The sequence below is a fragment of the Streptomyces sp. NPDC050416 genome (assembly GCF_044458845.1).
Lineage (GTDB): Bacteria > Actinomycetota > Actinomycetes > Streptomycetales > Streptomycetaceae > Streptomyces.
In genome coordinates this window covers 136,797-163,551 of the sequence record NZ_JBITII010000009.1, presented here as the reverse complement: position 1 = coordinate 163,551, position 26,755 = coordinate 136,797, and the positions used below count along the sequence as shown (strand labels likewise).

At 70.5% G+C, this 26,755-nt stretch carries 24 protein-coding genes; 14 read left to right on the top strand and 10 right to left on the bottom strand.

Annotated features, from left to right (window positions below; all coding sequences use genetic code 11):
- Positions 1-206: 206 nt before the first annotated feature.
- The 7 genes from rsmA to ACIBL4_RS27005 all read left to right on the top strand — a co-directional run bounded on the left by rsmA (position 207) and on the right by ACIBL4_RS27005 (position 9,927).
- The gene (gene rsmA, locus ACIBL4_RS27035; RefSeq protein WP_399414405.1) at positions 207-1,094 is read left to right on the top strand and encodes a 16S rRNA (adenine(1518)-N(6)/adenine(1519)-N(6))-dimethyltransferase RsmA; all 888 of its coding nucleotides are present in this window, start codon (positions 207-209) and stop codon (positions 1,092-1,094) included.
- On the top strand, positions 1,091-1,990 hold the full coding sequence (locus tag ACIBL4_RS27030; RefSeq protein ID WP_399414404.1) for a 4-(cytidine 5'-diphospho)-2-C-methyl-D-erythritol kinase: 900 nt from the start codon (positions 1,091-1,093) through the stop codon (positions 1,988-1,990). Before rsmA ends, ACIBL4_RS27030 begins: the two co-directional genes overlap by 4 nt.
- A gap of 66 nt (positions 1,991-2,056) precedes the next feature.
- Positions 2,057-3,298 carry a hypothetical protein gene (locus ACIBL4_RS27025; protein WP_399414403.1) on the top strand — a complete coding sequence of 414 codons (1,242 nt, stop codon included), beginning with the start codon at positions 2,057-2,059 and terminating at the stop codon, positions 3,296-3,298.
- Between the two features lie 71 nt (positions 3,299-3,369).
- Complete coding sequence (locus ACIBL4_RS27020) at positions 3,370-5,178, top strand: ABC-F family ATP-binding cassette domain-containing protein (protein ID WP_399414402.1); 1,809 nt, start codon at positions 3,370-3,372, stop codon at positions 5,176-5,178.
- A gap of 192 nt (positions 5,179-5,370) precedes the next feature.
- A complete protein-coding gene (locus tag ACIBL4_RS27015; RefSeq protein WP_399414401.1) occupies positions 5,371-7,146 on the top strand; it encodes a PQQ-binding-like beta-propeller repeat protein in 1,776 nt (591 codons plus the stop codon).
- An 82-nt stretch (positions 7,147-7,228) separates the two neighbouring features.
- Positions 7,229-8,995 (top strand): PQQ-binding-like beta-propeller repeat protein, encoded by a 1,767-nt coding sequence (locus ACIBL4_RS27010; protein ID WP_399414400.1) that lies wholly within the window; start codon positions 7,229-7,231, stop codon positions 8,993-8,995.
- A gap of 239 nt (positions 8,996-9,234) precedes the next feature.
- Positions 9,235-9,927: a LuxR C-terminal-related transcriptional regulator gene (locus tag ACIBL4_RS27005; RefSeq protein WP_397619368.1), complete on the top strand. Its 693-nt coding sequence runs from the start codon at positions 9,235-9,237 to the stop codon at positions 9,925-9,927.
- 156 nt (positions 9,928-10,083) lie between these two features.
- Here the strand turns inward: ACIBL4_RS27005 and ACIBL4_RS27000 are convergent, their stop codons facing one another.
- Both ACIBL4_RS27000 and ACIBL4_RS26995 read right to left on the bottom strand, forming a co-directional pair.
- Complete coding sequence (locus ACIBL4_RS27000; RefSeq protein ID WP_399414399.1) at positions 10,084-10,389, bottom strand: hypothetical protein; 306 nt, start codon at positions 10,387-10,389, stop codon at positions 10,084-10,086.
- Between the two features lie 20 nt (positions 10,390-10,409).
- Positions 10,410-12,101 (bottom strand): sodium:solute symporter family protein, encoded by a 1,692-nt coding sequence (locus ACIBL4_RS26995; protein ID WP_399414398.1) that lies wholly within the window; start codon positions 12,099-12,101, stop codon positions 10,410-10,412.
- 164 nt (positions 12,102-12,265) lie between these two features.
- Between ACIBL4_RS26995 and galT the strand changes: the two genes are divergently transcribed.
- From galT to galK, 3 genes are read left to right on the top strand one after another with little or no spacing between them, the layout of a single operon-like run.
- Entirely contained in the window at positions 12,266-13,327 is a 1,062-nt protein-coding gene (gene galT, locus ACIBL4_RS26990) for a galactose-1-phosphate uridylyltransferase (protein WP_399414397.1), read from the top strand.
- The gene (gene galE, locus ACIBL4_RS26985; RefSeq protein ID WP_399414396.1) at positions 13,324-14,286 is read left to right on the top strand and encodes a UDP-glucose 4-epimerase GalE; all 963 of its coding nucleotides are present in this window, start codon (positions 13,324-13,326) and stop codon (positions 14,284-14,286) included. The genes galT and galE overlap by 4 nt, the downstream gene beginning before the upstream one ends.
- A gap of 27 nt (positions 14,287-14,313) precedes the next feature.
- The gene (gene galK / locus ACIBL4_RS26980; RefSeq protein WP_399414395.1) at positions 14,314-15,489 is read left to right on the top strand and encodes a galactokinase; all 1,176 of its coding nucleotides are present in this window, start codon (positions 14,314-14,316) and stop codon (positions 15,487-15,489) included.
- A 60-nt stretch (positions 15,490-15,549) separates the two neighbouring features.
- Here the strand turns inward: galK and ACIBL4_RS26975 are convergent, their stop codons facing one another.
- From ACIBL4_RS26975 to ACIBL4_RS26965, 3 genes are all read right to left on the bottom strand, one after another.
- Positions 15,550-16,545 (bottom strand): hypothetical protein, encoded by a 996-nt coding sequence (locus tag ACIBL4_RS26975; protein WP_399414394.1) that lies wholly within the window; start codon positions 16,543-16,545, stop codon positions 15,550-15,552.
- Positions 16,546-16,558: 13 nt separating this feature from the next.
- On the bottom strand, positions 16,559-17,215 hold the full coding sequence (locus ACIBL4_RS26970) for a hypothetical protein (RefSeq protein ID WP_399414392.1): 657 nt from the start codon (positions 17,213-17,215) through the stop codon (positions 16,559-16,561).
- 85 nt (positions 17,216-17,300) lie between these two features.
- The gene (locus tag ACIBL4_RS26965) at positions 17,301-17,759 is read right to left on the bottom strand and encodes a GNAT family N-acetyltransferase (protein WP_399414391.1); all 459 of its coding nucleotides are present in this window, start codon (positions 17,757-17,759) and stop codon (positions 17,301-17,303) included.
- Positions 17,760-18,064: 305 nt separating this feature from the next.
- On the opposite strand from ACIBL4_RS26965, the gene ACIBL4_RS26960 reads away from it, so the two are divergent.
- Positions 18,065-18,832 (top strand): response regulator transcription factor, encoded by a 768-nt coding sequence (locus ACIBL4_RS26960; RefSeq protein ID WP_356926358.1) that lies wholly within the window; start codon positions 18,065-18,067, stop codon positions 18,830-18,832.
- On the opposite strand, the gene tamR is transcribed toward ACIBL4_RS26960, so the two are convergent.
- Positions 18,791-19,288: a MarR family transcriptional regulator TamR gene (tamR, locus tag ACIBL4_RS26955; protein ID WP_010035221.1), complete on the bottom strand. Its 498-nt coding sequence runs from the start codon at positions 19,286-19,288 to the stop codon at positions 18,791-18,793. The genes ACIBL4_RS26960 and tamR overlap by 42 nt on opposite strands.
- 125 nt (positions 19,289-19,413) lie before the next feature.
- Here tamR and ACIBL4_RS26950 point away from each other — a divergent pair, with 125 nt between their 5' ends.
- Together ACIBL4_RS26950 and ACIBL4_RS26945 are read left to right on the top strand one after the other, a co-directional pair.
- Complete coding sequence (locus tag ACIBL4_RS26950) at positions 19,414-20,235, top strand: trans-aconitate 2-methyltransferase (RefSeq protein ID WP_399414390.1); 822 nt, start codon at positions 19,414-19,416, stop codon at positions 20,233-20,235.
- Positions 20,235-20,609 (top strand): VOC family protein, encoded by a 375-nt coding sequence (locus ACIBL4_RS26945; RefSeq protein ID WP_399414389.1) that lies wholly within the window; start codon positions 20,235-20,237, stop codon positions 20,607-20,609. Before ACIBL4_RS26950 ends, ACIBL4_RS26945 begins: the two co-directional genes overlap by 1 nt.
- On the opposite strand, the gene ACIBL4_RS26940 is transcribed toward ACIBL4_RS26945, so the two are convergent.
- Positions 20,606-21,283, bottom strand: coding sequence for a TetR/AcrR family transcriptional regulator (locus ACIBL4_RS26940; RefSeq protein WP_037668217.1), 678 nt, complete (start codon positions 21,281-21,283; stop codon positions 20,606-20,608). The genes ACIBL4_RS26945 and ACIBL4_RS26940 overlap by 4 nt on opposite strands.
- Positions 21,280-22,296, bottom strand: a complete 1,017-nt coding sequence (locus ACIBL4_RS26935; RefSeq protein ID WP_399414388.1) for an acyl-CoA desaturase — start codon at positions 22,294-22,296, stop codon at positions 21,280-21,282. The genes ACIBL4_RS26940 and ACIBL4_RS26935 overlap by 4 nt, the downstream gene beginning before the upstream one ends.
- Before the next feature lie 294 nt (positions 22,297-22,590).
- Between ACIBL4_RS26935 and ppc the strand changes: the two genes are divergently transcribed.
- Positions 22,591-25,323 carry a phosphoenolpyruvate carboxylase gene (gene ppc / locus ACIBL4_RS26930; RefSeq protein WP_399414387.1) on the top strand — a complete coding sequence of 911 codons (2,733 nt, stop codon included), beginning with the start codon at positions 22,591-22,593 and terminating at the stop codon, positions 25,321-25,323.
- A 65-nt stretch (positions 25,324-25,388) separates the two neighbouring features.
- On the opposite strand, the gene ACIBL4_RS26925 is transcribed toward ppc, so the two are convergent.
- Positions 25,389-26,087, bottom strand: coding sequence for an LPXTG cell wall anchor domain-containing protein (locus tag ACIBL4_RS26925; RefSeq protein WP_399414385.1), 699 nt, complete (start codon positions 26,085-26,087; stop codon positions 25,389-25,391).
- Between the two features lie 136 nt (positions 26,088-26,223).
- Positions 26,224-26,733 (bottom strand): hypothetical protein, encoded by a 510-nt coding sequence (locus tag ACIBL4_RS26920; RefSeq protein ID WP_399414578.1) that lies wholly within the window; start codon positions 26,731-26,733, stop codon positions 26,224-26,226.
- Between the last annotated feature and the right edge of the window lie 22 nt (positions 26,734-26,755).

The window sequence follows — 26,755 nt, the reverse complement described above, 5'->3', positions numbered from 1 at the left end:
CCCCAGTGCCTTAAAGGGCCAGGGAGGTGCCCCCAGGCGGCACGGGTGGGAGCAGCCGCACCCCGCACCGCCGGGCTGCGGACCCACCCGACCCCAGCACCATCGCCGAGCAGCCCCGCACCGCCGGGCTGCGCAACGCCCCGCCCCCGGCACCATCGCCGAGCACCAGGAAACCCGGCCCCCGAACCCCCCGTACCCTTGTCCCCGTGACCAGCCCCGCCCCCGACGCCCTCCTCGGCCCCGCCGACGTCCGCGAACTCGCGACAGCCCTCGGCGTACGCCCCACCAAACAACGCGGCCAGAACTTCGTGATCGACGCGAACACCGTCCGCCGCATCGTCCGCACGGCACAGGTCCACCCCGACGACGTGGTCGTCGAGGTAGGCCCGGGCCTCGGGTCACTGACGCTCGCCCTGCTGGAGGTCGCCGACCGCGTCACCGCCGTCGAGATCGACGACGTGCTCGCCGCCGCCCTGCCCGCCACCATCACGGCCCGCATGCCCGACCGCGCCGACCGCTTCGCCCTCGTCCACTCCGACGCGATGCACGTCACGGAGCTGCCCGGCCCCGCCCCGACCGCGCTGGTCGCCAACCTCCCTTACAACGTGGCCGTCCCGGTCCTGCTGCACATGCTCGAAGCCTTCCCGAGCATCGAACGCACCCTGGTCATGGTCCAGTCGGAGGTCGCCGACCGCCTCGCCGCCCCGCCCGGCTCGAAGGTGTACGGCGTCCCGTCGGTCAAGGCCAACTGGTACGCCGAGGTCAAGCGGGCCGGTGCCATCGGGCGGAACGTCTTCTGGCCCGCGCCGAACGTCGACAGCGGCCTGGTCTCCCTCGTCCGCCGGGCCGAGCCGCTGAAGACGACGGCCTCCAGGCGCGAGGTGTTCGCCGTCGTCGACGCCGCCTTCGCCCAGCGCCGCAAGACGCTGCGGGCCGCGCTCGCCGGCTGGGCCGGGTCCGCCGCCGCAGCGGAGGCGGCTCTCGTCGCCGCTGGGGTCTCCCCGCAGGCGCGGGGCGAGTCGCTGACCGTGGAGGAGTTCGCGCGGATCGCCGAGCACAAGCAGAAGCAGTCCCAGCAGGAGGAGTCCGCGTGAGCGTGACGGTCCGGGTCCCCGCCAAGGTCAACGTCCAGCTGGCGGTCGGCCCCGCCCGCCCTGACGGCTTCCACCCCCTGGCCAATGTCTTCCTCGCCGTCGGCCTCTACGACGAGGTCACCGTCACCCCGGCCGACGAGCTCCGCCTCACCTGCGAGGGCCCGGACGCCGACCAGGTCCCCCTGGACCGTACGAACCTGGCCGCCCGGGCGGCCGAGGCGCTCGCCGGGCGGTACGGCCGCACGCCCGACGTCCACATCCACATCGCCAAGGACATCCCCGTCGCCGGCGGCATGGCGGGCGGCAGCGCGGACGGCGCCGGCGCGCTGGTCGCCTGCGACGCGCTGTGGGGGACCGGCGCCTCCCGGGAGGAACTCCTCGACATCTGCGCCGGGTTGGGCAGCGACGTGCCGTTCAGCCTGGCCGGCGGGGCGGCCCTCGGCATCGGGCGGGGCGAGCAGCTGACGCCCCTGGAGGTCGGAGGCACCTTCCACTGGGTGTTCGCGATGGCAGGCCGCGGCCTGTCCACCCCGGCCGTGTTCCGGGAGTTCGACCGGCTCGGCGAGGGCACGGACATCCCCGAGCCCGTCGCCTCCCAGGAACTCCTCGCCGCCCTGGCGAAGGGCGACCCGGACGCGCTCGCCGCCGCCGTCTCCAACGACCTCCAGCCCGCCGCCCTCTCCCTCTTCCCGGAACTCGCCGGCACCCTGGCCACGGGCCGCGCCGCCGGTGCCCTCGCGGCTCTCGTCTCGGGCTCCGGCCCGACCACCGCGTTCCTGGTCCGCGACCTGGAGTCGGCCGCCGCGGTGGCACAGGCACTGGTGGCGTCCGGCACGTGCCGGACCGTGCGGACGGCCTCCGGTCCGGCCCCCGGGGCCACGGTCGCCGGGCGTTAATCCCGTGCGGCGGCCGGTGCCCTGCACTTAGGCTCCCCCGGGTCGTTGCGGAACCGGGGGACACGCGTGGAGGAACTGGTCGCGGCCGTACGGCGCGGAGACGCGGACGAGGTCCGGGCACTGCTGGAGTCCGGGGCCGAGCCCGACACCCTCGACGACGGCCTCCCGGTCCTGTGCCGGGCGGTGGCGGCGTACGACGAACCCGTGGCGGAAGCGCTGCTCCAGGCCGGTGCCGACCCCCTGCGCCGGCTGCCCGACGCGAGCACCCCGCTGCTGCGGGCCGTGGACGGCGGGTCACATCACATGGTCTACGCGCTCGCCTCCCACCGGGTGCCGCTCCCCGCGCCGGAGCGCGACGGGTTGCTGGCCCGCGCCCGGCACTGGGTGGAGACGGGCGTGGAGGCGGAGCTGCGCCGACTCACCGGCCTCACCGGGCCCGTCGAGCGGATCCGGGTCGAGGACGACGAGGTCGGCTGCTGGTGCGAGCAGCTCACGCTCGGCGGGCTGACCGTGCGCGACGAGCACCGGGCGGTGCTCACCTCCATGGAAGAGCGCTACGGGATCCGTACGTCCTTCGACGAACTGGTCGCGCGTGCCCTCGCCCACCCCGACCGGGACCACCTGGTGTGGTTCGACGTGGTCTTCACGCTGGGCCGCCGGGTCGACGAGGAGACCTGGCAGTGGACCAGGGACCTCCTCAACCACCCCGACCGGCTGCACCGTCTGCTCGCCGCCGACATCCTGCTGTTCCTGATCCTCGGGGACTTCGTCGCGGGAAGGGACCCCTTCTGGAACCGGGGCAGGGAGCTCGTGCCCTGGGCCGAACAGGAGGAGGACCCGGAGGTGCTGGCGATCATCCTCCAGGCGATGACCCACGACAGCGCCCCGGAGATCGAGGCGGTCGGCCTGGCACACCTCGCCCATCCGGACTCCCGGGTACGCGCCCTGGTCACGGACGCCCTGCGGCAGTCCGAGGACGGCCGGTCCCTGGCCAGCCCCGAGAGCCTCACCGCCGTACTCACCCTGGCCCGCGACCAGGACCCCGGTGTACGCGAGGCGGCGTGCCGCTGGCTCGCGCACTACCGGGGGCGCGAGCCCGAGGTCGGGGACGCGCTGGTCGCGCTCACTCGTGACGAGCGGCAGCCGATCCGCATCTGCGCCGTGTCCGGCCTGGCCTACCGCGACGATCCGCGCTGCGTGGAGGCCCAGCACCGGATCGGGCCCGTCGGCGAGGAGTCGCGGGACGACGAACGGCTGCTGGACGTGTGGCGGTACCAGCGCCGCCAGGAGGCCGCCGAGCACTCCTGAACACCCCGGTCGGAGCACCCCGCCGCCCGACTACCCTGGAGGGTCGATCCACCCCCCTCGTCAGGAGAGAAATGGCCGTCAACCTGGTCAATGTCGAGAACGTCAGCAAGGTGTACGGCACCCGTGCCCTGCTCGACGGCGTCTCCCTCGGCGTCTCCGAAGGGGACCGCATCGGCGTCGTGGGCCGCAACGGCGACGGCAAGACCACGCTGATCCGCATGCTCGCCAGGCTGGAGCAGGCCGACACCGGGCGCGTCACCCACTCCGGCGGACTGCGCATCGGCGTGCTCACGCAGCACGACTCCCTCGACCCGGAGGCCACCGTCCGCCACGAGGTCATCGGCGACATGGCCGACCACGAGTGGGCGGGTGTCGCCAAGGTCAGGGACGTCCTGACCGGCCTGTTCGGCGGGCTCGACCTGCCGGGGTTCCCCAAGGGGCTCGACACCGTCATCGGTCCGCTGTCCGGCGGTGAGCGCCGCCGCATCGCGCTCGCGAAGCTGCTCATCGAGGAGCAGGACCTGCTCGTCCTCGACGAGCCCACCAACCACCTCGACGTCGAGGGCATCGCCTGGCTCGCCCGGCACCTCCAGAACCGCCGCTCCGCGCTCGTCTGCGTCACCCACGACCGCTGGTTCCTGGACCAGGTGTGCACGCGCATGTGGGACGTCCAGCGCGGAGACGTCTACGAGTACGAGGGCGGCTACTCCGACTACGTCTTCGCCCGGGCCGAGCGCGAGCGCATCGCCGCCACCGAGGAGGTCAAGCGGCAGAACCTCGTCCGCAAGGAGCTGGCCTGGCTGCGGCGCGGCGCACCGGCCCGTACGTCCAAGCCGCGCTTCCGCGTCGAGGCCGCCAACGAGCTCATCAAGGACGTACCGCCGCCCCGGGACAGCAGCGAACTGATGCGGTTCGCGTCCACGCGGCTCGGCAAGACCGTCTTCGACCTGGAGGACATCACCGTCCAGGCCGGCCCCAAGGTGCTCCTCAAGCACGTCACCTGGCAGCTCGGGCCCGGCGACCGGATCGGTCTCGTCGGCGTCAACGGCGCCGGGAAGACCTCCCTGCTGCGGGCCATGGCCGAGGCGGCCCGGACCGAAGGCGAGGCCCAGCCCGCGGGCGGGCGCATCCGCGTCGGCAAGACCGTGAAGCTGGCCTACCTCTCCCAGGAGGTCGCCGAACTCGACCCGGCCACGCGCGTGCTGGAGGCCGTGCAGCAGGTGCGCGAGCGCGTCGACCTGGGCAAGGGGCGGGAGATGACGGCCGGGCAGCTGTGCGAGACGTTCGGCTTCACCAAGGAGAAGCAGTGGACGCCGGTCGGGGACCTGTCCGGCGGTGAGCGGCGGCGGCTCCAGCTGCTGCGGCTGCTCATGGACGAGCCCAACGTCCTCTTCCTCGACGAGCCCACCAACGACCTCGACATCGAGACGCTGACGCAGCTGGAGGACGTGCTCGACGGCTGGCCCGGCTCGATGATCGTCATCTCCCACGACCGGTTCTTCATCGAGCGCACCACCGACCGGGTGTTCGCCCTGCTCGGCGACGGCACCCTGCGGATGCTGCCGCGCGGCATCGACGAGTACCTGGAGCGGCGGCTGCGCATGGAGGAGGCCGCGGCCGCCTCGGCGACCGCCGCGGCGCCGCGGACCGCCGCCCCGGAGAAGAGCGCCGCCGACCAGCGCGCCGCCAAGAAGGAACTCCAGAAGATCGAGCGGCAGCTCGACAAGGTCTCCGAGAGGGAGACCAAGCTCCACGCCCAGATCGCCGAAAACGCCACGGACTTCTCGAAGGTGGCCGAACTGGACGCCGAGCTGCGCGAGTTGGCCGGTCAGCGCGAGGAGCTCGAGATGCGCTGGCTGGAACTCGCCGAGGACGCGTGAAGGGTGTGTGAAGGCGCATAACGACGGCATCACGGGCCGGTCCTCCCTTGGGAACAGGGGACGATACGGCCCGGTCCGGCGTCGGAACGGAGTGATAGAAAGAGCCGTCTTAGAACTTTATGAAGCGACTCTGAGCCCAACGCGTACCTCAGGGCGTGGCTAAAAATCAGTGATCGAACGGGGGAGCCGCTGATGACTCAGCCGCCCAATCAGCCACCGCACGGTGGCTTCGGAGCACCGCAGAACCAGCCTCCGCAGGGCGGTGGCTTCGGGGCGCCGCAGACCCCGCCGCCGCCCCAGGGACCGCCCCAGACGCCCCCGCAGGGGCCGCCGCAGCCCGGATACGGCTATCCCCAGCAGCCCCCGCAGCAGCCCGGGCCGTACGGGCAGCCGGGGCCGTACGGGCAGCCGGGACCCTACAACTCCGGCCCCTACGGCCAGCCGCAGCAGCCGGGACCCTACGGCCAGCCCGGCTACGGCTACCCGCAGCAGCCGCAGTATCCCGGCGCGCCCGGCACCCCGCCCGGGGGCGGCTCCGGCAACCCCTTCAAGGGCAAGCCCGCCCTGATCATCGGCGCCGCCGTGGCCGCGCTGCTCCTGGTCGGCGGCACCGTGTGGGCGGTCACCGGCGGCGACGACGGCAAGGACGAGAAGAAGCCCGTCGCCCAGCCGACCGACGACGGCAAGCCCAACTCCTCCGCCCCGGTCAACCCCGGTGACGGCAGCGGCGACGGCGGCGAGGACCCGGAGAACCTCAACGAGGGCCGCCAGGCGGGCGAGGCGAAGGTCCTCTGGTACAAGGAGGCGCCCGACGCGCCCGGTTCCGGCGCCGACGCCGCCGGCATGTGGATCACCGACAAGACCGCGGTGAAGGCGGCGTACAAGCAGCTCTTCGCCTACAACGTCGCGGACGGCAAGCCCACCTGGGACGCGATCACGTTCCCGCAGAAGATCTGCGCGACGACCCCGCAGAAGACGTCCGACGACAAGATCTTCGTCGCGTACATGAGCGGCAGCAGCGACCGCGCCAAGTGCAACCAGCTCCAGGAGATCGACCTCGGCACCGGCGACAAGGGCTGGAAGCAGGAGATCGCCGACGGCGCCCTGTTCGACTCCACGCTCTCCGTCGAACTGTCCATCACCGGCAAGACGCTGATGGTGGGCCGCTCCCAGTCCGGCACGGCCTACGACGTCACCAGCGGCGACAAGCTCTTCGACAAGAAGAAGTACGGCGCCTCCTGCTTCCCCTCCGCCTTCGCCGGCGGCGAGAAGCTGATCGCCGTCTCCTCCTGCGGTGCCGGCACCTCCAAGGAGCACGACGAGGTCCAGGAGCTCGACCCGCGCACCGGCGACGCCAAGTGGACGCAGCCGTTCGACAAGGGCTGGCGGGTCGCGCGCACCTACTCGGTGAGTCCGCTGGTCGTCTACAGCACCAACAAGGACAAGAAGGCCTGGAACATCTCCACCTTCACCTCCGGCGGCAAGTTCCGCTCGCAGGTCGGCTTCGACGAGGACTTCGCCCCCGAGTGCGGCTGGGCCATCCTCGAACGCGACCTCCAGGGCTGCCAGGGCGTCGCCGTCGACGACACCACGCTCTACCTCCCGACGGAGGCGACCACCGGCGCGAACGAGATCGTCGCGGTCAACCTCGCCGACGGCAAGGAGAAGTGGCGGGTGAAGTCCCCGGCCGACGAATCGATGCTGCCGATGAAGGTCGAGGGCGGCAAGCTCATCGCCTATGTGCAGCCGTCGTACGACGCGGGCGGCCAGGTCGTGGCCATCCCGACCGGCGGCAGCGGACACAAGCCGGTCAAGCTGCTCCAGAACCCCCAGGGTGCGGCGGACATCGAGAACGGCTTCTTCTCCAAGGACACCGACTGGGTCGACGGGCGCTTCTACATCTCGACCACCCGGCTGAGCGGAAACGACGACACGAAGGAGAAGTTGATGCTCGCCTACGGCAAGTGACTCTTCCTCTTCCTCTTCCTCTTCCTCTTCCTCCTCTGCCTTCGCCTTCGTCGTCCGTCCCCCTCCCCGAGGTACTCACGCCATGACCCAGCCGCCGCCTCCGCCGCCTCAACAGCCCCCGCCCGGGGGTGGCTTCGGGCCGCCCCAGGACCAGCCCCCGCAGCCGGGGTACGGCTACCCGCAGGCTCCGCAGACGCCGCCCCCGCCGCCCGCGCAGCAGCCGCAGCCGGGGTACGGCTATCCGCAGGGGGCTCCACAGGCGCCCCAGCCGCCGCCCGGCTACGGCTATCCCGGCCAGCAGCCGCCGCAGGCGCCTTACGGCCAGCCGGGATACGGCCAGCCCGGTTACGGCTATCAGCAGCCGACCATGCCGCTCCAGCCGCAGCCCGGACAGCCGGGCGGCGGACGGAAGTTCAACGCGCAGGCGGCCATCATCGTCGCCGCGGTCGTGGCGATCGCCCTGACCGTCGGCGGCGGTGTCTGGTACTCGACGTCCAAGGACGACGGCAAGAAGGACGACACGGCCAGCTCCGGCGGCACCACCGGCGGCACGGACGACGACAACGGCGGCACCACCTCCGGCGGCAAGGAGAAGGCCCCGGCCGACACCGGCGCCAAGGTCCTCTTCCAGGTCCCGATGCCCGAAGTGAAGAACGACAGCACGGTCGTCGTCTCCGGCTCGTGGCTCACCGACAAGACGTACGCCAAGAGCGGCGTCGCCGAGATCGTCGGCTACGACCGCGACAAGGGCGCCAAGCAGTGGACGATCCCGCTGGACGGCCCGGTCTGCCAGGCCGGCCGCCACGTCACGGACGACAACAAGACGGCGATCCTCTACCAGCCCGCGATGCCGACCAAGGCCGACCCGTCGCACGGGTGCAGCCAGCTCGCCGTGATCGATCTCGACGCCGGCAAGAGGCTGTGGACGAAGACCGTCAAGACCGGTGACCAGCTGATCAGCTTCGACAACGTCACGATCAGCGGCAACACCGTCGCCGTCGGCAGCACCAGCGGCGGTGCCGCCTTCGACCTGTCCGGCAAGCTCCTGTGGAGCCCGAAGCCGACCGACTCCTGCTACGACGCCGGGTACGGCGGCGGCGCGAAGCTGGTCGCGGTGCGCAAGTGCGGCACGTACGAGCAGCGGCAGTTGCACATCCAGACCATCGACCCGAAGTCCGGGAAGGTGATCTCGGAGTACAAGATGACCCAGGGCATCGAGTACGCGAGCATCGTGTCGACCGACCCGCTCGTCGTGGCCGCCGACGTCGGCGACTCCGCGGGCGACGGCAGCGGCATCTCCGACTTCTTCTCCATCGACAACAAGACCGGCAAGCTGCGCACGCGCATCTCCGCGCCGGGCGAGCAGTTCGCGGCCCGCTGCGAGGGTGTCACGCGCATCGAGTACTGCACCCAGCTGGCCGTCGGCAACGACCGGTTGTACGTGCCGACCGAGGAGCACGACGGCACCGGCGAGTACAGCCAGACCAACGAGATCGTCGCCTTCGACCTCAGCACCGGCGAGCAGACCGGGCAGCGGGCCGACGCGGGCGACGGCTACAGGATCTCGCCGCTGCGCATGGACGGCGGCAACCTGATCGCGTACAAGCGGCCGCCGTACGACAAGGGCGGGCAGATCGTCAGCATCGACGGGGGCAGCTTCAAGCAGACGAAGCTGCTGGAAAACCCGGCGAACGACTCGGTGCGGGACGTGGAGGCGGGCATGTCGCCGGAGTACTCCGAGTTGCTGTACGGCGATGGGCACCTGTTCATGTCCAAGATGTACGCCAGCAAGCGGACCAGCAGCACGAGGGAGAAGGAGTACCTGGCGGTCGGCTTCGGTACGAGCTGATCGCCCGGTGTCCGCTCTGTGATCGACTGAGTGCGGGTACGGTCCCGTCCCTGTCCAGGGGCGGGACCGTTCGCGTTTGGTTCGGTCAACCTCGTATGAGAGGAATTTCGACGATCGGGGCGATTCTCGCCGGTAGGGGGAGCGCAACGTCGAACAAGCGTGTAGCTTCCGGGGGCATGAAGGCGGGGGAGCCGGGGGGCTTCCATCTGGGGGGACCGGGGTGACTGGGGGGTTACTCGATGGGAGTGCGGCTCATGGTGGTCGACGACCACCGACTGCTGGCGGAGGCGCTGGCCTCGGCGCTGAAGCTGCGGGGGCACCGGGTGCTGGCCGCGGCGGCGCCGGCCGCGGGGGCGGCGGAGCTGGTGATCACACGGGCGCCGGAGGTGTGCCTGCTGGGGACGGCCACGCCGGCGGAGCCGGGGATCTTCGACCCGGTGGTGCGGATCAAGCGGGAGCGTCCGCAGGTGGCGGTCCTGGTCCTGGGGCCGGTGCCCAGCCCGCGCGGCATCGCGGCCGCCTTCGCTGCCGGCGCGTCCGGCTACGTACGTCATGACGAGCGCATAGAGGGTGTCGAGCGGGCGATCATGAAGGCCCGGGCGGGGGAGGCGGCGGTGGCGCCGCAACTGCTGCAGGGCGCGTTCAGCGAGTTGCTCAACCCGGCGGCCCAACCGGACGACGAGGGCCAGCGGTTGCTGTCGATGCTCACGCCGCGGGAGGTCGAGGTCCTGGTCCGCGTCGCCGACGGCGAGGACACCCGCCTGATCGCGGCGGGCATGGGCATCGCCCCCTCCACGGCCCGCACCCACGTCCAACGGGTCCTGATGAAACTGGGCGTAGGCTCCCGCCTGGAAGCAGCGGCCCTGGCAGCCCGAACGGGCCTCCTGGACAGGGCAACCCCACTCACCCGGGCCCCGGACCAGGAGCCGTAACGCCGCCCCAGCTGCGGGCAGTCGTGCCTCCCCCAGTGCCTTAAGGGCCTGGGAGGTGCCCCCAGGCGGCACGGGTGGGCGCAGCGGCACCTCGTCGCGCCGAGTCGCGCACCCACCCGGCCTCAGCACCAACGCCGAGTACCGCACAACACAGAGCTACTCCACACGCTCATCGTCCCCCGGCGGCGGAGGTGCCACAGGCCTCAGCTTCAGCCAGACCAGGAAGAACACCCCCAGCGCGAGCATCCCCAGCCCGGTCCACAGGTTGATGTTCACGCCCTCCGCCTTGTCGAGGTCCGCATCGGACGCCGTGATCCCCGCGATCGTGACGATCACCCCGTAGACCACGAACAGCCCACCGATGATCCGCCGGATGTCGAACAGCCGCGCGGCCGTCGCCGACTTGCCCTGCAGCTCGGTGACTTCCCGCTGCACGTCCTTCTCGGAATAGAACTCGGACATGTTCTGTCAGCCTCCCTGGGTCAGAACGAGAACGGGATGTAGCAGGCCGCGGCCAGGACGACTGCGCCCCAGCCCAGCAGCGCCGGCTTGCGGTACCAGGCCTCGTCCCCCGGCGCCGGCGGCTCCGCCATGCCGGGCGAGGTCGTGCCGTAGACCAGCCCCTGGAGTTCCTCGGCCGGCTTCGGCGCGGTGAAGAGCGACACCACCACCATGACGACCGCGCCGGCGACGAACCCCGCGATGGCCGAGACGAAGTTGGCCCCCTGGTCGGAGGGGATGTCGACGATGTCCTGCTTGTAGAGGACGAAGTAGTTGACCATCGCGGCCGTGGTGCCGGCGAGCAGACCCCAGAAGCCGGACTTCATCGACGTCCGCCGCCAGAACATGCCGATGATGAAGACGACGAACATCGGCACGTTGAAGAAGGAGAACAGCGTCTGGAGGTAGCTCATGATGTTGGAGAAGGACGACGCCAGGAACGCCGTGCCGATGGAGGCCAGGACACCGATCGCGGTGATCAAGCGGCCGAAGCGGACGTAGTACTCGTCCTCCCGCCCCTTCACCACGTACTTCGCCCAGATGTCGGTCGTGAACACCGTGTTGAACGAGGACACGTTCGCCGCCATGCCCGCCATGAAGGCCGCGAGGAGACCGGTCACGGCGATGCCCAGCACCCCGTTGGGCAGCAGCTGCTCCATCAGGTAGGGGATCGCGTCGTTGTACTGCAGGTCGGAGCCGGACGTACCGATCTTCGGGACCAGCACCGCGGCGACCAGCCCCGGGATCATCACCAGGAAAACGATGAAGATCTTCGGGAACGCGGCGATGAGCGGGGTGCGCTGGGCCGCCGAGAGGTTCTTCGCCGACAGGGCGCGCTGCACCTCCGCGAAGTTCGTCGTCCAGTAGCCGAAGGAGAGCACGAAGCCGAGGCCCAGGACGATCGTCAGCCAGTTCGCGCCCAGCGGGTTGGCGCTGCCGATGCCCGTGCCGCCCCAGGAGGTCATGAAGTCGGCGCCGTGGGACCGGGTGAGGGAGTCGGACAGGCCGTCCCAGCCGCCCACCTTCTTCAGGCCGAGCACCGAGATGGGGATGAGCGCGGCGAGGATCACGAAGAACTGCAGGACCTCGTTGTAGATCGCCGAGGACAGACCGCCGAGGGTGATGTACGCCAGGACGAAGAAGCCGGCGACCACGATGGCCACCCACTGCGGCCAGCCGAGCAGCGCCTCGACGACGATGGCCAGGGCGTAGAGGTTGACGCCGGCGATGAGGATGGCGGCGCAGGCGAAGAGCACCGAGCTGAGCAGGTGCGCCGCCTTGTCGAAGCGCAGCAGCAGGAACTCCGGGACCGAGCGGACCTTGGAGCCGTAGTAGAAGGGCATCATCACCAGGCCGAGGAAGACCATGGCCGGGATGGCGCCGATCCAGTACCAGTGCGTGGTGTAGACGCCGTACTGCGCGCTGTTGGCGGCCATGCCGAGGATCTCGGTGGCGCCCAGGTTCGCGGCGATGAACGCGAGACCGGTGACCCAGGCGGGCAGGGAACGGCCGGAGAGGAAGAAGTCGAGGCTGGTCTTCACCGAGCGGCGGGCGGCGAAGCCGATGCCGAGGACGACGACGAAGTAGATGCCGAGGATCGTGTAGTCGAGCCAGTTCGTGGGGAGTCGCAGCTCGGCTGCCAGGTGGACGGGGGGATGCGTGGGGGGATGCATGAGCCCTCGCTTCGTTGCGTGAACCGATACCTCGCGGAATCTACGCCTCGGTCTTCAGTTATTGAACACGTCTGTTGACGCTCTTTGTTTGATTGTGATGTTGACGCTTGAGGGGACTCGTGTTTTGATATGTTTGGTTATGTTTGAAGGATGAGGAGTCCGGCGTGAAGAAGACCTCGACCCGGCTGGCCGACGGTCGCGAGCTCATCTACTACGACCTGCGTGACGACAGCGTGCGGGACGCGGTCGACCGCCGCCCGCTGGACCGCACCGTCACCACGTCCGAGATCCGCCGCGACCCCCTGCTCGGCGACGCCGTCGCCGTCGCCTCGCACCGCCAGGGCCGCACCTACCATCCGCCGGCCGACGAGTGCCCGCTGTGCCCCTCCGAGGGCGACCGGCTGAGCGAGATCCCGGACTCCTCGTACGACGTCGTCGTGTTCGAGAACCGCTTCCCCTCGCTGGCCGGCGACTCCGGCCGCTGCGAGGTCGTCTGCTTCACGTCCGACCACAACGCGTCCTTCGGGAGCCTGAGCGAGGAGCAGGCCGGCCTGGTGCTGGAGGCGTGGACGGACCGTACGTCGGAGCTGTCCCATCTCCCCTCCGTCGAGCAGGTGTTCTGCTTCGAGAACCGGGGTGCCGAGATCGGCGTGACCCTCCAGCACCCGCACGGACAGATCTACGCCTACCCCTTCACCACCCCGCGCACCGCCCTGATGCTGCGTTCCGTCGCGGCCCACAAGGAGATGACGGGCGGGGAGAACCTCTTCGACGCCGTCCTGGAGGGGGAACTCGCCGGCGAACGGGTCGTCCTGGAGGGCGACCACTGGGTGGCCTTCGTGCCGTACGCGGCGCACTGGCCGTACGAGGTCCACCTCTACCCCAAGCGCCGCGTGCCCGACCTGCTCGGGCTGGACGAGGCCGCGCGCACAGAGTTCCCCAAGATTTATCTGGAACTCTTGAGGCGCTTCGACCGGATCTTCGGTGAAAGTGAGCCCCCGACCCCGTACATCGCGGCCTGGCACCAGGCCCCGTTCGGCGCGCTGGAGGAGTTCGACGGGGTCGTGCGCGAGGACTTCGCGCTCCACCTCGAGCTTTTCACCATCCGCCGCACTTCCGGCAAGCTGAAGTTTCTCGCGGGTTCCGAGTCCGGCATGAACGTGTTCATCAACGACGTGCCGCCGGAGCGCGCGGCCGAGCGACTGCGAGAGGTAGCGAGTTCATGAGCGGGAAGTACCTGGTGACGGGCGGCGCGGGTTACGTGGGCAGCGTGGTCGCCCAGCACCTGCTGGAGGCGGGTCACGAGGTCACCGTCCTGGACAACCTCTCCACGGGTTTCCGCGAGGGCGTCCCCGCCGGTGCGGCCTTCATCGAGGGCGACATCCGCGACGCCGCCAAGTGGCTGGACCCCTCCTTCGACGGTGTCCTGCACTTCGCCGCGTTCTCGCAGGTCGGCGAGTCGGTGGTGAAGCCGGAGAAGTACTGGGACAACAACGTCGGCGGCACGATGGCCCTGCTGGCGGCCATGCGCGAGGCGGGCGTCCGCAAGCTGGTCTTCTCCTCCACGGCCGCGACGTACGGCGAGCCGGAGCAGGTCCCGATCACCGAGTCGGCGCCGACGTCCCCGACCAACCCCTACGGCGCCTCGAAGCTCGCCGTCGACCACATGATCACCGGCGAGGCGGCGGCCCACGGACTGGGCGCGGTCTCGCTGCGCTACTTCAACGTGGCGGGCGCGTACGGCGCGTACGGCGAGCGCCACGACCCCGAGTCCCACCTGATCCCGCTCGTCCTGCAGGTCGCGCAGGGCAGGCGCGAGGCGATCTCCGTCTTCGGCGACGACTACCCGACGCCGGACGGCACCTGCGTGCGCGACTACATCCACGTCGCGGACCTGGCCGAGGCCCACCTGCTCGCCCTGACGGCCGCGGCCCCCGGCGAGCACCTCATCTGCAACCTCGGCAACGGCAACGGCTTCTCCGTCCGCGAGGTCATCGAGACGGTCCGCCGGGTGACCGGCCACCCGATCCCGGAAGTGGTCGCCCCCCGCCGGGGCGGCGACCCGGCGGTCCTGGTGGCGTCGGCCGCCACGGCCCGCGAGAAACTGGGCTGGAACCCGTCCCGCGCGGACCTCGACGGAATCGTCGCGGACGCCTGGGACTTCGCGCAGCGGCGCGGCAACTAGTACGGAACGAAGGGTCAGGGGTCAGGCATGAGCGAGGCTGTTGCCGACGAGGCCGCCGGAGCGGTCGCCGAGCGGTTCACGGAGCTGTACGGCGCCGAGCCGCACGGAGTCTGGGCGGCACCGGGCCGCGTCAACCTCATCGGCGAGCACACCGACTACAACGACGGCTTCGTCATGCCGTTCGCCCTGCCGCACCAGGCGGTGGCGGCGGTCGCACGCCGCGAGGACGGTGTGCTCCGCCTCCACTCGGCGGACGTCGAGGGCGGGGTCACCGAACTCCGCCTGGACGACCTGTCCCCCGAGTCGGACAAGAACTGGACGGCGTACCCGGCGGGCGTGGTGTGGGCGCTGCGCGAGGCCGGCCACGCGGTGACGGGCGCGGACATCCACCTGTCCTCCACGGTCCCCTCGGGCGCGGGCCTGTCGTCCTCGGCGGCGCTGGAAGTGGTCGTGGCGCTGGCCCTGAACGACCTCTTCTCCCTGAACCTCCGGGGCTGGCAACTGGCCCGCCTGTGCCAGCGCGCGGAGAACGTCTACGTGGGCGCCCCGGTCGGCATCATGGACCAGACCGCGTCGGCGTGCTGCGAGGCGGGCCACGCCCTCTTCCTCGACACCCGCGACCTCTCCCAGCGCCAGATCCCCTTCGACCTGGCGGCCGAGGGCATGCGCCTCCTCGTGGTCGACACCCAGGTCAAGCACTCCCACAGCGAGGGCGAGTACGGCAAGCGCCGCGAGGGTTGCGAGAAGGGCGCGGCGCTGCTCGGCGTCGACGCCCTGCGCGACATCCCCTACGCCGACCTGGACGCGGCCCTGGCCCGCCTCGGTGACGAGGAGGAGGTCCGCCGCCTGGTCCGCCACATCGTCACGGAGAACGAGCGCGTCGAACGGGTGGTGTCCCTGCTGGAGTCGGGCGACACGCGCGCGATCGGCCCGGTTCTGGTCGAGGGCCACGCCTCCCTGCGGGACGACTTCCGCATCTCCTGCCCCGAACTGGACCTGGTCGTCGACACGGCCCTCACCTCCGGCGCCCTGGGCGCCCGCATGACCGGCGGCGGCTTCGGCGGCTCGGCGATCGTCCTCGCGGAGGAGCCGGACGTGGACCCGATCACCAAGACAATCCAGGAAGCCTTCACCACAGCGGGCTTCAAGACACCCCGCGTCTTCGAGGCAGTACCGTCGGCGGGCGCACACCGCCTGCGCTGACGAATCGACCGGGCGCCCTGTCCTCCAGGAGGAAGGGCGCCCGATCGTCTGTCCGCGACGTCAGCGGTTGACGGCCTGGTACTCCTGGACCGCCACGTCGGTGGTGGTGGCGAACGTGCCGCTGGGCAGGTCGCCGCCCGTGCCACCCGCGCCTTCCCAGCTGATGTCCCAGGTGAGAGTCGCCTTGAGGCCGTAGGAACCGTCCCCCGACGAGAGCAGGTACCGCACCCCGCACGGAGGCGTCAGCTCCGCCTTGCCCCTGGCGTACGGCTCTCCGATCGACCCGTCGTCGTTGATCCCGCACTCACCGGACGCCGGGAGGCTCTCCGCGTCCTCCGTCCCCGGATCGAGGTGCAGGCTCACCGGCTTGGCGGTCGTGGTCGCCCACAGCCCGGTCCCGGGCAGACTCGCCGTGACGGAAACCGGCTTGAAGGTGCCCTTGTCCAGCCAGACCCAGGTGGGAGCGTTCACCGTGGACTTGCCGTTCGGCGCGAGGGTCACCTTGGTCGGCGGCACGACGGTCCGCTGCTGGGCAAGCCCGGCGAGCGTCTCGGTGTCGATGGCCTGGGGGACGCCGGGGTTCTCGCCGTTGTCCACCCAGAAGGGTTCACGCGTGCAGGCCTTGGCCGCCGGGTCGTCCTTCATCTCCGGGTTTCTGACAGCCACCCACCACATGCCCTTGTCGTTCTTGTCGACGTTGAAGTCCTTGTACGGGTGGCCTCCCTTGTAGCGCGCCTTGAGGTCGGCGATGCCCTCGGGTGCGCCGCCGGTGGACTCGTACATGGACCACTTGGCCTCGTTGAAGGTCTTGAAGTCCTCCGCCTTCCAGTACGGCTCGTACCAGCAGGCCGGCGGCTCCCAGTCCACGGCCGTAGAGGTGATCGGACCGCTGTCCTTCGCCGTGGAACCCGGGACCTTGATGGTGACGCGGGATTCCAGAGCCCGGCCGGACGAGTCGCCGGAGGTTTTCCTCTCCTGGGGGCCGATGGTGTCGAATCCTCCAGCAGCGGCCGGAAGTGTCCCGAGGCCGACCAGCGCCGTAGTGAGCGCGGTCACTCCACGCACCGCTTCAGGGCCGGCACTTCTGCGACCCCCGGTCCTCGGTGAGGTCCCACGTCTGCCAGACACCGTCCTCGTTCTTCTTCAGGCCGAGGTTGTAGAAGACGTAGCTGTTGGGCGTGGTCTTGGTGCCTTGCAGCTTGTTCGTCTCGCGGTTCTTGAGGTCGGCCTTGCTCTCGTCCACGCAGTACGTCAGAGCCGCCGACTTCTTGTCGAACAGCGTCACTTGGCGGTCGAAGTAACGCAGGGTGCCGGCCCAGCTGGTCTTCTTGGCGATGGCGCTCTTCGCATACTGGTAGATGCCCACCAGCGCGTTGTCCGTGTAGTAGAAGGCCATGCCCGACTTCTTCATGTCTCCGTAGGCCATGGCCTGCCACACCGTGCTGACGGTTCTCTCGTTGTCCGCCAGGATCGCGTCCTTGACGGAGTCGCCCGTCTGCTGCCCCTCGAAGACCAGCTTCATGTCCGAAGGCAGCTTGATCTCAGGCCGATCGATCCCGTCCGTCGTCGCGGACACCGACGGCGAAGCCGATGGCGAATCGGCCGAATCCGCACCGGCGATCTTGTCGGACGACGCCTCGTCACCTCCCCCCGAGCCGCAGGCGGTCAGCAGCAGGGCCGCGGATGCGGTGAGCGCGGCTGTCACGAGCCGAGCAGGGCGGTTCACTGTGTGCTCCCGTTGAGGTGGGGGGGCAAGTCGAGCGAACCAAACGCTATCTGTGGCCCGAACCGCGACGGCAACGAGGTCTTCCTCAGCCCAGCCGTTTCGTCAGCATGTACTCCGTGATTCCCGGTGGATAGTCCGGCACCGCGCACACCACCTCGTACCCCTGCTTCTCGTAGAAGCGCGGGGCCTGGAAGTCCCATGTCTCCAGGCGGGCCGCGCGGCAGCCGCGGTCGCGGGCGGCGATGCGTTCCGCCTCGGAGAGCAACCGCGCACCCATGCCCCGGCCCCGGTGGCGTTCGTCGACCCACAGGTAGGTGACGTGGAGCCAGGTCGCCCACGTGTAGCCGACGAGGCCGCCCGCCAGGCCGTCGTCCGTGTCGTTCACAGCCCACACGTGCAACGGGACGTCTCTTTCGTCCGGCGTCCCGCGCAGGGCGCGCAGCACCGGAGAGGCGGCCGTGTTCGTTTCCCGCAGGCGTGTACGGAGCAGATCACGTCGGGCCTTGTCGACTTCTGTCTCAAGACGGAACATGCGGCACACCATAAACGCGCAGGGCAGTCAGTTCTGCAAATAACCTTCCGCTCCGGGCCCCCGGCCGTACCCTGATGAACAGCACCGGTGGGGGCCGGTGCCGATCAGGGGGCGAGACAGCCGGGTACGACACCCGGGGTGGGGGTAGCGGTTTCTGCACGGCGGCGGCCGTGCGGCTGCGGCGACCCGGCCGGACTGCTGTGAGGACGGACGGACAGATGCAGCAGATCCGGGCACCCCGGGGTCGTACCCGCGCGGTGCCGTCTTCCGACGATGGGGTATCCCCTGCTCTTCAGGAGCCTGGGGAAGGGGGTTACGTGGTTCGCATCCGAGTCCTGGTCGTCGACGACCATCGCATCTTCGCCGAGTCACTCGCGGCGGCCCTGGCCGCCGAGCCCGATGTCGAGGTCTCCGCGGCCGGCAGCGGTCCCGCCGCGCTGCGCAGCCTGGAGCGGGCGGTCGCCGAGGGGCGGCGGTTCGACGTGCTGCTCGTCGACGCCGATCTGGGCGGCAAGGTGCCGGGCGCCCGCCCGGCCGTACCCGTGCAGGAGGGCAACGAGGACGGGCTCGTGGACGGGATCTCCCTCGTCACGGGCGTGCGGTCCGCGCAGCCGAACGTACGGATCGTCGTGCTCGCCGAGAAGGACGACCCGCGACGGGCCGCGCTCGCCCTTCAGGCCGGGGCCTGCGGGTGGGTCGCCAAGGACTGCTCGCTGTCCCGGCTGCTCACGGTCATCCGGGGCGTGCTGCGGGACGAGACGCATCTGCCGCCCGCCCTGCTGACCGGCGTCCTGCGCGAGTTGACCGCCGCCCGCAAGCACCGCACGGAGAGCGAGCGGCTGGTGGAGTCCCTCACTCCGCGTGAGCGGGAAGTGCTGCGGTGCATGGTGGCGGGGCTGGGGCGCAAGGCCGTCGCCGAGCGCCTCTTCCTGTCGCCGCACACGGTGCGGACGCACATGCAGAACGTGCTGGGCAAGCTGGGCGTGCACTCCACGCTCGCCGCCGTCGCCCTGGCCCGGCGGGCCGGAGTGGGCCCCGCCGACCTAGCCGGGGATGTTGTCGAACGGGGCGGTCAGCTGGCGTAGCAGCCCCGCCAGTTCGCCGCGCTGGGCCCGGGTGAGCTCCGCGAGGATCGCGCGCTCCTGGTCCAGCAGACCCGCCAGGGCCTGGTCCGCGCGGTCCCGGCCCTCGGCTGTCAGCCGGACCAGGACGCCTCGGCGGTCACTGGGGTCGGGGAGGCGTTCCACCAGGCCCTTCTTCGCCAGGCGGTCGATGCGGTTCGTCATCGTGCCCGACGTGACCAGGGTCTGGGTGAGGAGCTGTCCCGGCGAGAGCTGGTACGGCGTGCCCGCGCGGCGCAGCGCCGTCAGGACGTCGAACTCCCACGGCTCCAGGCCGTGCTCCGAGAAGGCCAGCCGGCGTGCCCGGTCCAGATGCCGGGCCAGTCTGCTCACGCGGCTGAGCACCTCGAGCGGTTCGACGTCGAGGTCCGGGCGCTCCCGGCGCCATGCTGCGACCAGCCGGTCGACCTCGTCCTCCATGACGATCAGTGTAGTGGTTGTGTCGACGTAGAGTCTCTTGACATCCACTTTCTTGACGTCGAGATAAGTGTGGTGTCACGCTGTGTGTGCGTGCCGTACGGCCATCATGGACACCAGGAGGACCCATGCCCCCAGCCGCCGCCCACACCTGGGACCCCGCCCAGTACCTCCGCCACGTCGGCCACCGCGCCCGCCCCTTCGCCGACCTCCTCGCCCGCGTCCCCGACCTCCCCGGCGACCCTCCCCGCATCGCCGACCTCGGCTGCGGCCCCGGCAATGTCACCGTGCTGCTCGCCGCCCGCTGGCCCACCGCCCGGATCACCGGCTACGACAACTCGCCCGAGATGCTCGACCAGGCCCATGTGGAGCACGAGGGGCCCACCCCGGGCGGCGGCCGTCTCGACTTCGCCCACGCCGACGCCCGCACCTGGACGCCGGACGAGCCCTGCGACCTGATCGTCAGCAACGCCACGCTCCAGTGGGTGCCCGGGCACGTCGACCGGTTCGCCGACTGGGTGGCCGCGCTGAAACCCGCCGGGACCTTCGCCTTCCAGGTGCCCGGGAACTTCGACGCCCCCAGCCACCGGCTCATGCGCGACCTCGCGCACGCACCGCACTGGCGCGACCGGCTCGCGGGCACCCTGCGCCACGGCGACGCCGTCCACACCCCCGAGGCCTACCTGGAGCGGCTCAGCTCGCTCGGCTGCGCCGCCGACGTGTGGGAGACGACGTACATCCACCTGCTCCAGGGCGAGGACCCCGTGCTCGACTGGGTGAAGGGGACCGGCCTGCGGCCCGTGCTGAACGCCCTGGCCGACGACCCCGAGGCGCGGGACGCGTTCGTCGCCGAGTACCGGGCCGCCCTGCGCGACGCCTATCCGACGGGGCCGCACGGCACGCCGTTCCCGTTCCGCAGGGTGTTCGCCGTGGCCCGGAAGGAGCGCTGATGATCACCGCTCTCGACCACGTCCAGCTCGCCGCCCCGCCCGGCAGCGAGGAGCGACTGCGGACCTACTACACCGGTGTCCTCGGCATGACCGAGATCCCGAAGCCGCCGCCGCTCGCCCGCCGCGGCGGATGCTGGTTCCAGGCCGGTGCCGTGCAGCTGCACATCGGGATCGAGGAGGACTTCCGGGCGTCGAAGAAGGCCCACCCCGGGCTGCGGGTGACGGGCATCGACGCGTACGCCGCCCGGCTGGAGGCCCACGGGGCGCCCATCACCTGGGACCCCGACCTGCCGGGACACAAGCGCTTCTACGCGCACGACCCCGCCGGCAACCGCCTGGAGTTCCTCGAACCCCTCCAGGCGGACATCCTCTAGGCCTTGCGGCGCCCTATCAGGTGCGGCTTCGCCTCCAGTCCGTCCAGCCCGTGCCACGCCAGGTTCACCAGGTGCGCGGCCACCTCGGCCTTCTTCGGCTTGCGTACGTCCAGCCACCACTGGCCGGTCAGGGCGACCATCCCGACCAGGGCCTGGGCGTACAGCGGCGCCAGCTTGGGGTCGAACCCGCGGCTCTTGAACTCGCGGCCCAGGATGTCCTCCACCTGGGTGGCGATGTCCGAGATGAGCGAGGCGAAGGACCCCGTCGACTGGGGGATGGGGGAGTCACGGACCAGGATGCGGAAACCGTCCGTGTACTCCTCGATGTAGTCCAGCAGGGCGAAGGCCGCCTGTTCGCACAGTTCGCGGGGGTGACCGGCCGTGAGGGAGCTGGTCACCATGTCCAGCAGGCGGCGCATCTCGCGGTCCACGACCACCGCGTACAGCCCCTCCTTGCCGCCGAAGTGCTCGTACACCACCGGCTTGGAGACCCCGGCCTTCGCCGCGATCTCCTCCACCGACGTGCCCTCGAAACCCTTCGCGGCGAAGAGCGTGCGACCGATCTCCAGCAGCTGCTGGCGGCGCTCGGCACCGGTCATCCGGGTGCGACGCACTCGCCGCGGCTTGTCGTTGCTGGGGGTGCTGCTCGAGTCGGTCGCCACAGCGACCATCATGCCGCCTTGACGGGCTCCTTCCCGCGCCGGGAGCCGCCTTCCCCGGTGTTACGGCGCGAATCGATACGTGAGCGTGACGGCCACCGCACGTCGTACGCCCAGCCGAACATTTCGAACCAGCGGATCAGCCGGGCGGAGGAGTCCAGCTGGCCGCGCATCACCCCGTGCCGCGCGGAGGTGGGGTCGGCGTGGTGCAGGTTGTGCCAGGACTCGCCGCAGGACAGGATCGCCAGCCACCACACGTTGCCCGAGCGGTCGCGCGACTTGAAGGGGCGCTTGCCCACCGCGTGGCAGATCGAGTTGATCGACCAGGTCACGTGGTGCAGCAGGGCCACCCGGACGAGCGAACCCCAGAAGAACGCCGTGAACGCGCCCCACCAGGACATCGTGACCAGCCCGCCGATCAGCGCCGGGAGGGCCAGGGACACGACCGTCCACAGGACGAACTGGCGGGAGATCGCGCGGAGCGTCTTGTCCTTGATCAGGTCCGGGGCGTACTTCTCCTGCGATGTCTGCTCCTCGTCGAACATCCATCCGATGTGCGCCCACCACAGGCCCTTCATCAGGGCCGGCAGCGTCTCGCCGAACCGCCACGGCGAGTGCGGGTCGCCCTCCGCGTCGGAGAACTTGTGGTGCTTGCGGTGATCGGCCACCCAGCGGACCAGCGGACCCTCGACCGCCATGGATCCGGCGATCGCCAGCGCGATCTTCAGCGGCCGCTTGGCCTTGAAGGAGCCGTGGGTGAAGTGACGGTGGAAACCGATCGTGATGCCGTGGCATCCCAGGTAGTAGAAGAACACCAGCAGACCGAGGTCCAGCCAGCTCACACCCCAGCCCCAGGCCAGCGGCACCGCCGCCAGCAGCGCGAGGAACGGGACGGTGATGAAGAGGAGGAGGGCGATCTGCTCGATGGACCGCTTCTGCTCGCCGCCCAGCGTGGCGGGGGGAGCTTGATCGGTTGCCTGACCGGACGCCTTCGGGGCGTTCTCGATCACGTCGGAACTACTGGTCATACGCGTCCCCTGGAGGGTATGTGGATGGAGAACGGGGGTTGCCGGTCACGGGAACCCCGCAGTGTTTCCTACGGTTCCGTAACCTACGGCTTCGTAAGTATGGCAGCGCGGCGCCCGGCGACAAGAGCCCGCCAGCTGCGCGTCCCGGCCGACACCTATCCTGGAGTCGGTCGGACAGCGCGGTCCGCTCTGATTTCCTCCCGGATGTCCGATCCGTATGCGGCACCCGCCGCGCGAGACGCCGTCCGGGTACCCCCTCCCAGACGAGCTTCAACACTGCAAGGAGCCGCACCTGTGAGCAGTGCCGACGACCAGACCACGACCACGAGCAGCGAGCTGCGTGCCGACATCCGCCGACTGGGTGACCTCCTCGGAGAGACCCTCGTCCGGCAGGAGGGTCCCGAGCTCCTGGAACTCGTCGAGAAGGTCCGCCGCCTCACCCGTGAGGACGGCGAGGCCGCCGCCGAGCTGCTGCGCGGCACCGAACTCCAGACCGCGGCCAAGCTGGTCCGCGCGTTCTCCACCTACTTCCACCTGGCCAACGTCACCGAGCAGGTCCACCGCGGCCGCGAGCTGCGAGCCCGGCGCGCCGCCGAGGGCGGACTGCTCGCCCGCACGGCCGACCGGCTCAAGGACGCCGACCCCGAACACCTGCGCGAGACGGTCCGCAACCTCAACGTCCGCCCCGTGTTCACGGCCCACCCCACCGAGGCCGCACGCCGGTCGGTCCTGAACAAGCTCCGGCGCGTCGCCGCCCTCCTGGAGACCCCGGTCATCGAGTCGGACCGCCGCCGCCTCGACACCCGCCTCGCCGAGAACATCGACCTCGTCTGGCAGACCGACGAACTGCGCGTCGTCCGCCCCGAGCCCGCCGACGAGGCCCGCAACGCCATCTACTACCTGGACGAACTGCACGCCGGCGCCGTCGGCGACGTCCTGGAGGACCTCACCGCCGAACTGGAGCGCGCCGGGGTCAAGCTCCCCGACGACACCCGCCCCCTCACCTTCGGCACCTGGATCGGCGGCGACCGCGACGGCAACCCCAACGTCACCCCCCAGGTCACCTGGGACGTCCTCATCCTCCAGCACGAGCACGGCATCAACGACGCGCTGGACACGATCGACGAGCTGCGCGGCTTCCTGTCCAACTCCATCCGCTATGCCGGCGCCACCGAGGAACTGCTGACCTCCCTCCAGGCCGACCTGGAGAACCTCCCCGAGATCAGCCCCCGCTACAAGCGCCTCAACGCCGAGGAGCCCTACCGGCTCAAGGCCACCTGCATCCGGCAGAAGCTGGAGAACACCAAGCAGCGCCTCGCCAAGGGCACCGCGCACGTGCCCGGCCGCGACTACCTCGGCACCAGCGAGCTGATCGCCGATCTGCGGATCATCCAGACCTCCCTGCGCGAGCACCGCGGCGGCCTCTTCGCCGACGGCCGCCTCGCCCGCACCATCCGCACCCTGGCCGCCTTCGGCCTCCAGCTCGCCACCATGGACGTACGCGAACACGCCGACGCCCACCACCACGCCCTCGGCCAGCTGTTCGACCGGCTCGGAGAGGAGTCCTGGCGGTACGCGGACATGCCCCGCGACTACCGCACCAAGCTGCTCGCCAAGGAACTGCGCTCCCGCCGCCCCCTCGCACCCACCCCGGCACCCGTGGACGCCCCCGGCGAGAAGACCCTCGGCGTCTTCCAGACCGTGAAGAAGGCCCTGGAGGTCTTCGGACCCGAGGTCATCGAGTCGTACATCATCTCCATGTGCCAGGGCGCCGACGACGTCTTCGCCGCCGCCGTCCTCGCCCGCGAGGCCGGCCTGATCGACCTGCACGCCGGCTGGGCCAAGATCGGCATCGTGCCGCTGCTGGAGACCACCGACGAGCTCAAGGCCGCCGACACCATCCTCGAGGACATGCTCTCCGACCCGTCCTACCGGCGCCTCGTCGCGCTCCGGGGCGACGTCCAGGAGGTCATGCTCGGTTACTCCGACTCCTCCAAGTTCGGCGGCATCACCACCAGCCAGTGGGAGATCCACCGCGCCCAGCGCCGCCTGCGCGACGTCGCCCACCGCTACGGCGTCCGCCTGCGCCTCTTCCACGGCCGCGGCGGCACCGTCGGCCGCGGCGGCGGCCCCACCCACGACGCCATCCTCGCCCAGCCCTGGGGAACCCTCGAAGGCGAGATCAAGGTGACCGAACAGGGCGAGGTCATCTCCGACAAGTACCTCATCCCGTCCCTGGCCCGGGAGAACCTCGAACTCACCGTCGCCGCCACCCTCCAGGCCTCCGCCCTGCACACCGCGCCCCGCCAGTCCACCGAGGCCCTCGCCCGCTGGGACGCCGCCATGGACGTCGTCTCCGACGCCGCCCACGCCGCCTACCGCCGCCTCGTCGAGGACCCCGACCTGCCGACGTACTTCCTCGCGTCGACGCCGGTGGACCAGCTCGCCGACCTGCACCTGGGCTCCCGGCCCTCCCGCCGCCCCGGCTCCGGCGTCTCGCTCGACGGCCTGCGCGCCATCCCCTGGGTGTTCGGCTGGACCCAGTCCCGGCAGATCGTCCCCGGCTGGTTCGGCGTCGGATCGGGCCTCAAGGCCCTGCGCGAGGCGGGCCTGGACACCGTGCTCGACGAGATGTACGGACAGTGGCACTTCTTCCGCAACTTCATCTCCAACGTCGAGATGACCCTCGCCAAGACCGACCTGCGGATCGCCCAGCACTACGTCGACACCCTCGTCCCCGACGAGCTCAAGCACGTCTTCGACACCATCAAGGCCGAACACGAACTGACCGTCGCCGAGGTCCTCCGCGTCACCGGCGAGAACGAACTGCTGGACGCCGAGCCCGTCCTCAAGCAGACCTTCGCCATCCGCGACGCCTACCTCGACCCCATCTCCTACCTCCAGGTCGCCCTGCTCAAGCGGCAGCGCGACGCGGCCGCCGCCGGTGAGCAGCCCGACCCGCTGCTCGCCCGCGCCCTGCTCCTCACCGTCAACGGCGTGGCAGCGGGCCTGCGCAACACCGGCTGACCCGCACCCCGGACACGACCGTGCCCCCGAGCCCGTACAGGCTCGGGGGCACGGTCCGTTCCTCGTCAGCCGCGGCTGACCCTGCGGCGACGCAGCACCAGGAACCCACCGCCCGCGACCAGCACCGCCGCCACACCGGACAGCAGACCCACCGGCGCCCCGCTGCCCGTCTCGGCGAGATCACCGCCCGCACCGCCCTGCGGCGACGACGACGGCGACGCGGTCACACCCCCGCCGGCCGACGAACTCGGGGACACCGACGTGCCCGGCTCCCCCGACGGCGACTCGGACACCCCGGACGAGGACGACGGCGACGGCGAAGCCGACCCGGACGGCGTCGAACCGCCGGGCTCCTCCTCGTCCTCGCAGTCCGTCCAGAACACCTTGTGCTTGGCCGCACCCTTCTCACCGTCGAAGTTCCAGAACAGCTTGTAGTGCCCGTCGGGCAGCGACAGATCCTCCGTACGGCCGTGGCCCTGGTCGTCCAGCGTGAGCGCGCCGGACTTCACCGTCTCCCCCTTGTTCTCGCTCGGGGGGATCGCGTTGATGTGCCAGTCGACCTCCTGGACGCCGTCGAAACCGAAAGCGTCCAGGTAGAAGGCGCACACGTGCGGCTCGTTGCGGCGCGGTTCCTCGCCCGTCGAAGCATCGTGGATCTTGACCGTGCCGTTGTCACCCGGAGGGGTCGCGTGGGCGGCCGGAGCGAGCAGGAGGACCGCGGAAGCGGCGGCGCACACAGCGCCGGCGGGCATGAGGGTTCGCATCGAGGGACGTCCATCTTCGTGAAGGGACCGGGAAGATGTGGAGGGGGCGGCTCAGCTTCCAGCCTCGCCCGAGGCCTCGTCAATCACGAACCGACAACGCTCGGCCCCCCACAGAAAGGAAGAACGCCCGAACCCCTCACACAGTCACGAAAGCCGCCGTCAGCAACGCCACGCCCGACAACGCCATCACCCACGCCGCCCGCGTCCGCAGCAGACCACCCGCCACCACCACCGACGCCAGCAACAGCGCACCGCCCAGCGGAATCCACGCGTACAGCACCCCGGCCGGACCCGAACGCACCGCGTCATCACTGCCCGGCTTCACGACCACCGTGTAGGTCCGGCCCTTCTGCACCGCGACCGACTTCTCCAGAACCACCTTCGACCGGGACTGCCACCCCTCCGACAACGGCGAGTACCGGCCTGTGCACGTGTCCTGCCCGCACCGCGTCACCTCGACCGTGCCGTGCTCCCGGCCCTTCGTCAGCATCACATGCTGCGCCGTACCCCACGACGCCCACACACCCGCGATCAGGATCAGCACCGCGACCGTGCCCATCGCCGCGAACCGCCCGAACCGCAGCACGGCATGAGCGCTCTGGTGAGTGGCGGTGGCGGCGACAGAGGCAGGCATGGCCGGGATCATTGGCCATACCCGCACGGCCGGT

Excerpts from the sequence above, each read along its gene's own strand:
- ACIBL4_RS27020 (WP_399414402.1), top strand. The coding sequence starts at position 3,370 with ATGGCCGTCAACCTGGTCAATGTCGAGAACGTCAGCAAGGTGTACGGC.
- ACIBL4_RS27015 (WP_399414401.1), top strand. The coding sequence starts at position 5,371 with ATGACTCAGCCGCCCAATCAGCCACCGCACGGTGGCTTCGGAGCACCG.
- ACIBL4_RS27010 (WP_399414400.1), top strand. The coding sequence starts at position 7,229 with ATGACCCAGCCGCCGCCTCCGCCGCCTCAACAGCCCCCGCCCGGGGGT.
- ACIBL4_RS27005 (WP_397619368.1), top strand. The coding sequence starts at position 9,235 with ATGGGAGTGCGGCTCATGGTGGTCGACGACCACCGACTGCTGGCGGAG.
- ACIBL4_RS27000 (WP_399414399.1), bottom strand. The coding sequence starts at position 10,389 with ATGTCCGAGTTCTATTCCGAGAAGGACGTGCAGCGGGAAGTCACCGAG.
- ACIBL4_RS26995 (WP_399414398.1), bottom strand. The coding sequence starts at position 12,101 with ATGCATCCCCCCACGCATCCCCCCGTCCACCTGGCAGCCGAGCTGCGA.
- galE (WP_399414396.1), top strand. The coding sequence starts at position 13,324 with ATGAGCGGGAAGTACCTGGTGACGGGCGGCGCGGGTTACGTGGGCAGC.
- galK (WP_399414395.1), top strand. The coding sequence starts at position 14,314 with ATGAGCGAGGCTGTTGCCGACGAGGCCGCCGGAGCGGTCGCCGAGCGG.
- ACIBL4_RS26965 (WP_399414391.1), bottom strand. The coding sequence starts at position 17,759 with ATGGTGTGCCGCATGTTCCGTCTTGAGACAGAAGTCGACAAGGCCCGA.
- tamR (WP_010035221.1), bottom strand. The coding sequence starts at position 19,288 with ATGGAGGACGAGGTCGACCGGCTGGTCGCAGCATGGCGCCGGGAGCGC.
- ACIBL4_RS26950 (WP_399414390.1), top strand. The coding sequence starts at position 19,414 with ATGCCCCCAGCCGCCGCCCACACCTGGGACCCCGCCCAGTACCTCCGC.
- ACIBL4_RS26945 (WP_399414389.1), top strand. The coding sequence starts at position 20,235 with ATGATCACCGCTCTCGACCACGTCCAGCTCGCCGCCCCGCCCGGCAGC.
- ACIBL4_RS26940 (WP_037668217.1), bottom strand. The coding sequence starts at position 21,283 with ATGATGGTCGCTGTGGCGACCGACTCGAGCAGCACCCCCAGCAACGAC.
- ACIBL4_RS26935 (WP_399414388.1), bottom strand. The coding sequence starts at position 22,296 with ATGACCAGTAGTTCCGACGTGATCGAGAACGCCCCGAAGGCGTCCGGT.
- ACIBL4_RS26925 (WP_399414385.1), bottom strand. The coding sequence starts at position 26,087 with ATGCGAACCCTCATGCCCGCCGGCGCTGTGTGCGCCGCCGCTTCCGCG.
- ACIBL4_RS26920 (WP_399414578.1), bottom strand. The coding sequence starts at position 26,733 with ATGATCCCGGCCATGCCTGCCTCTGTCGCCGCCACCGCCACTCACCAG.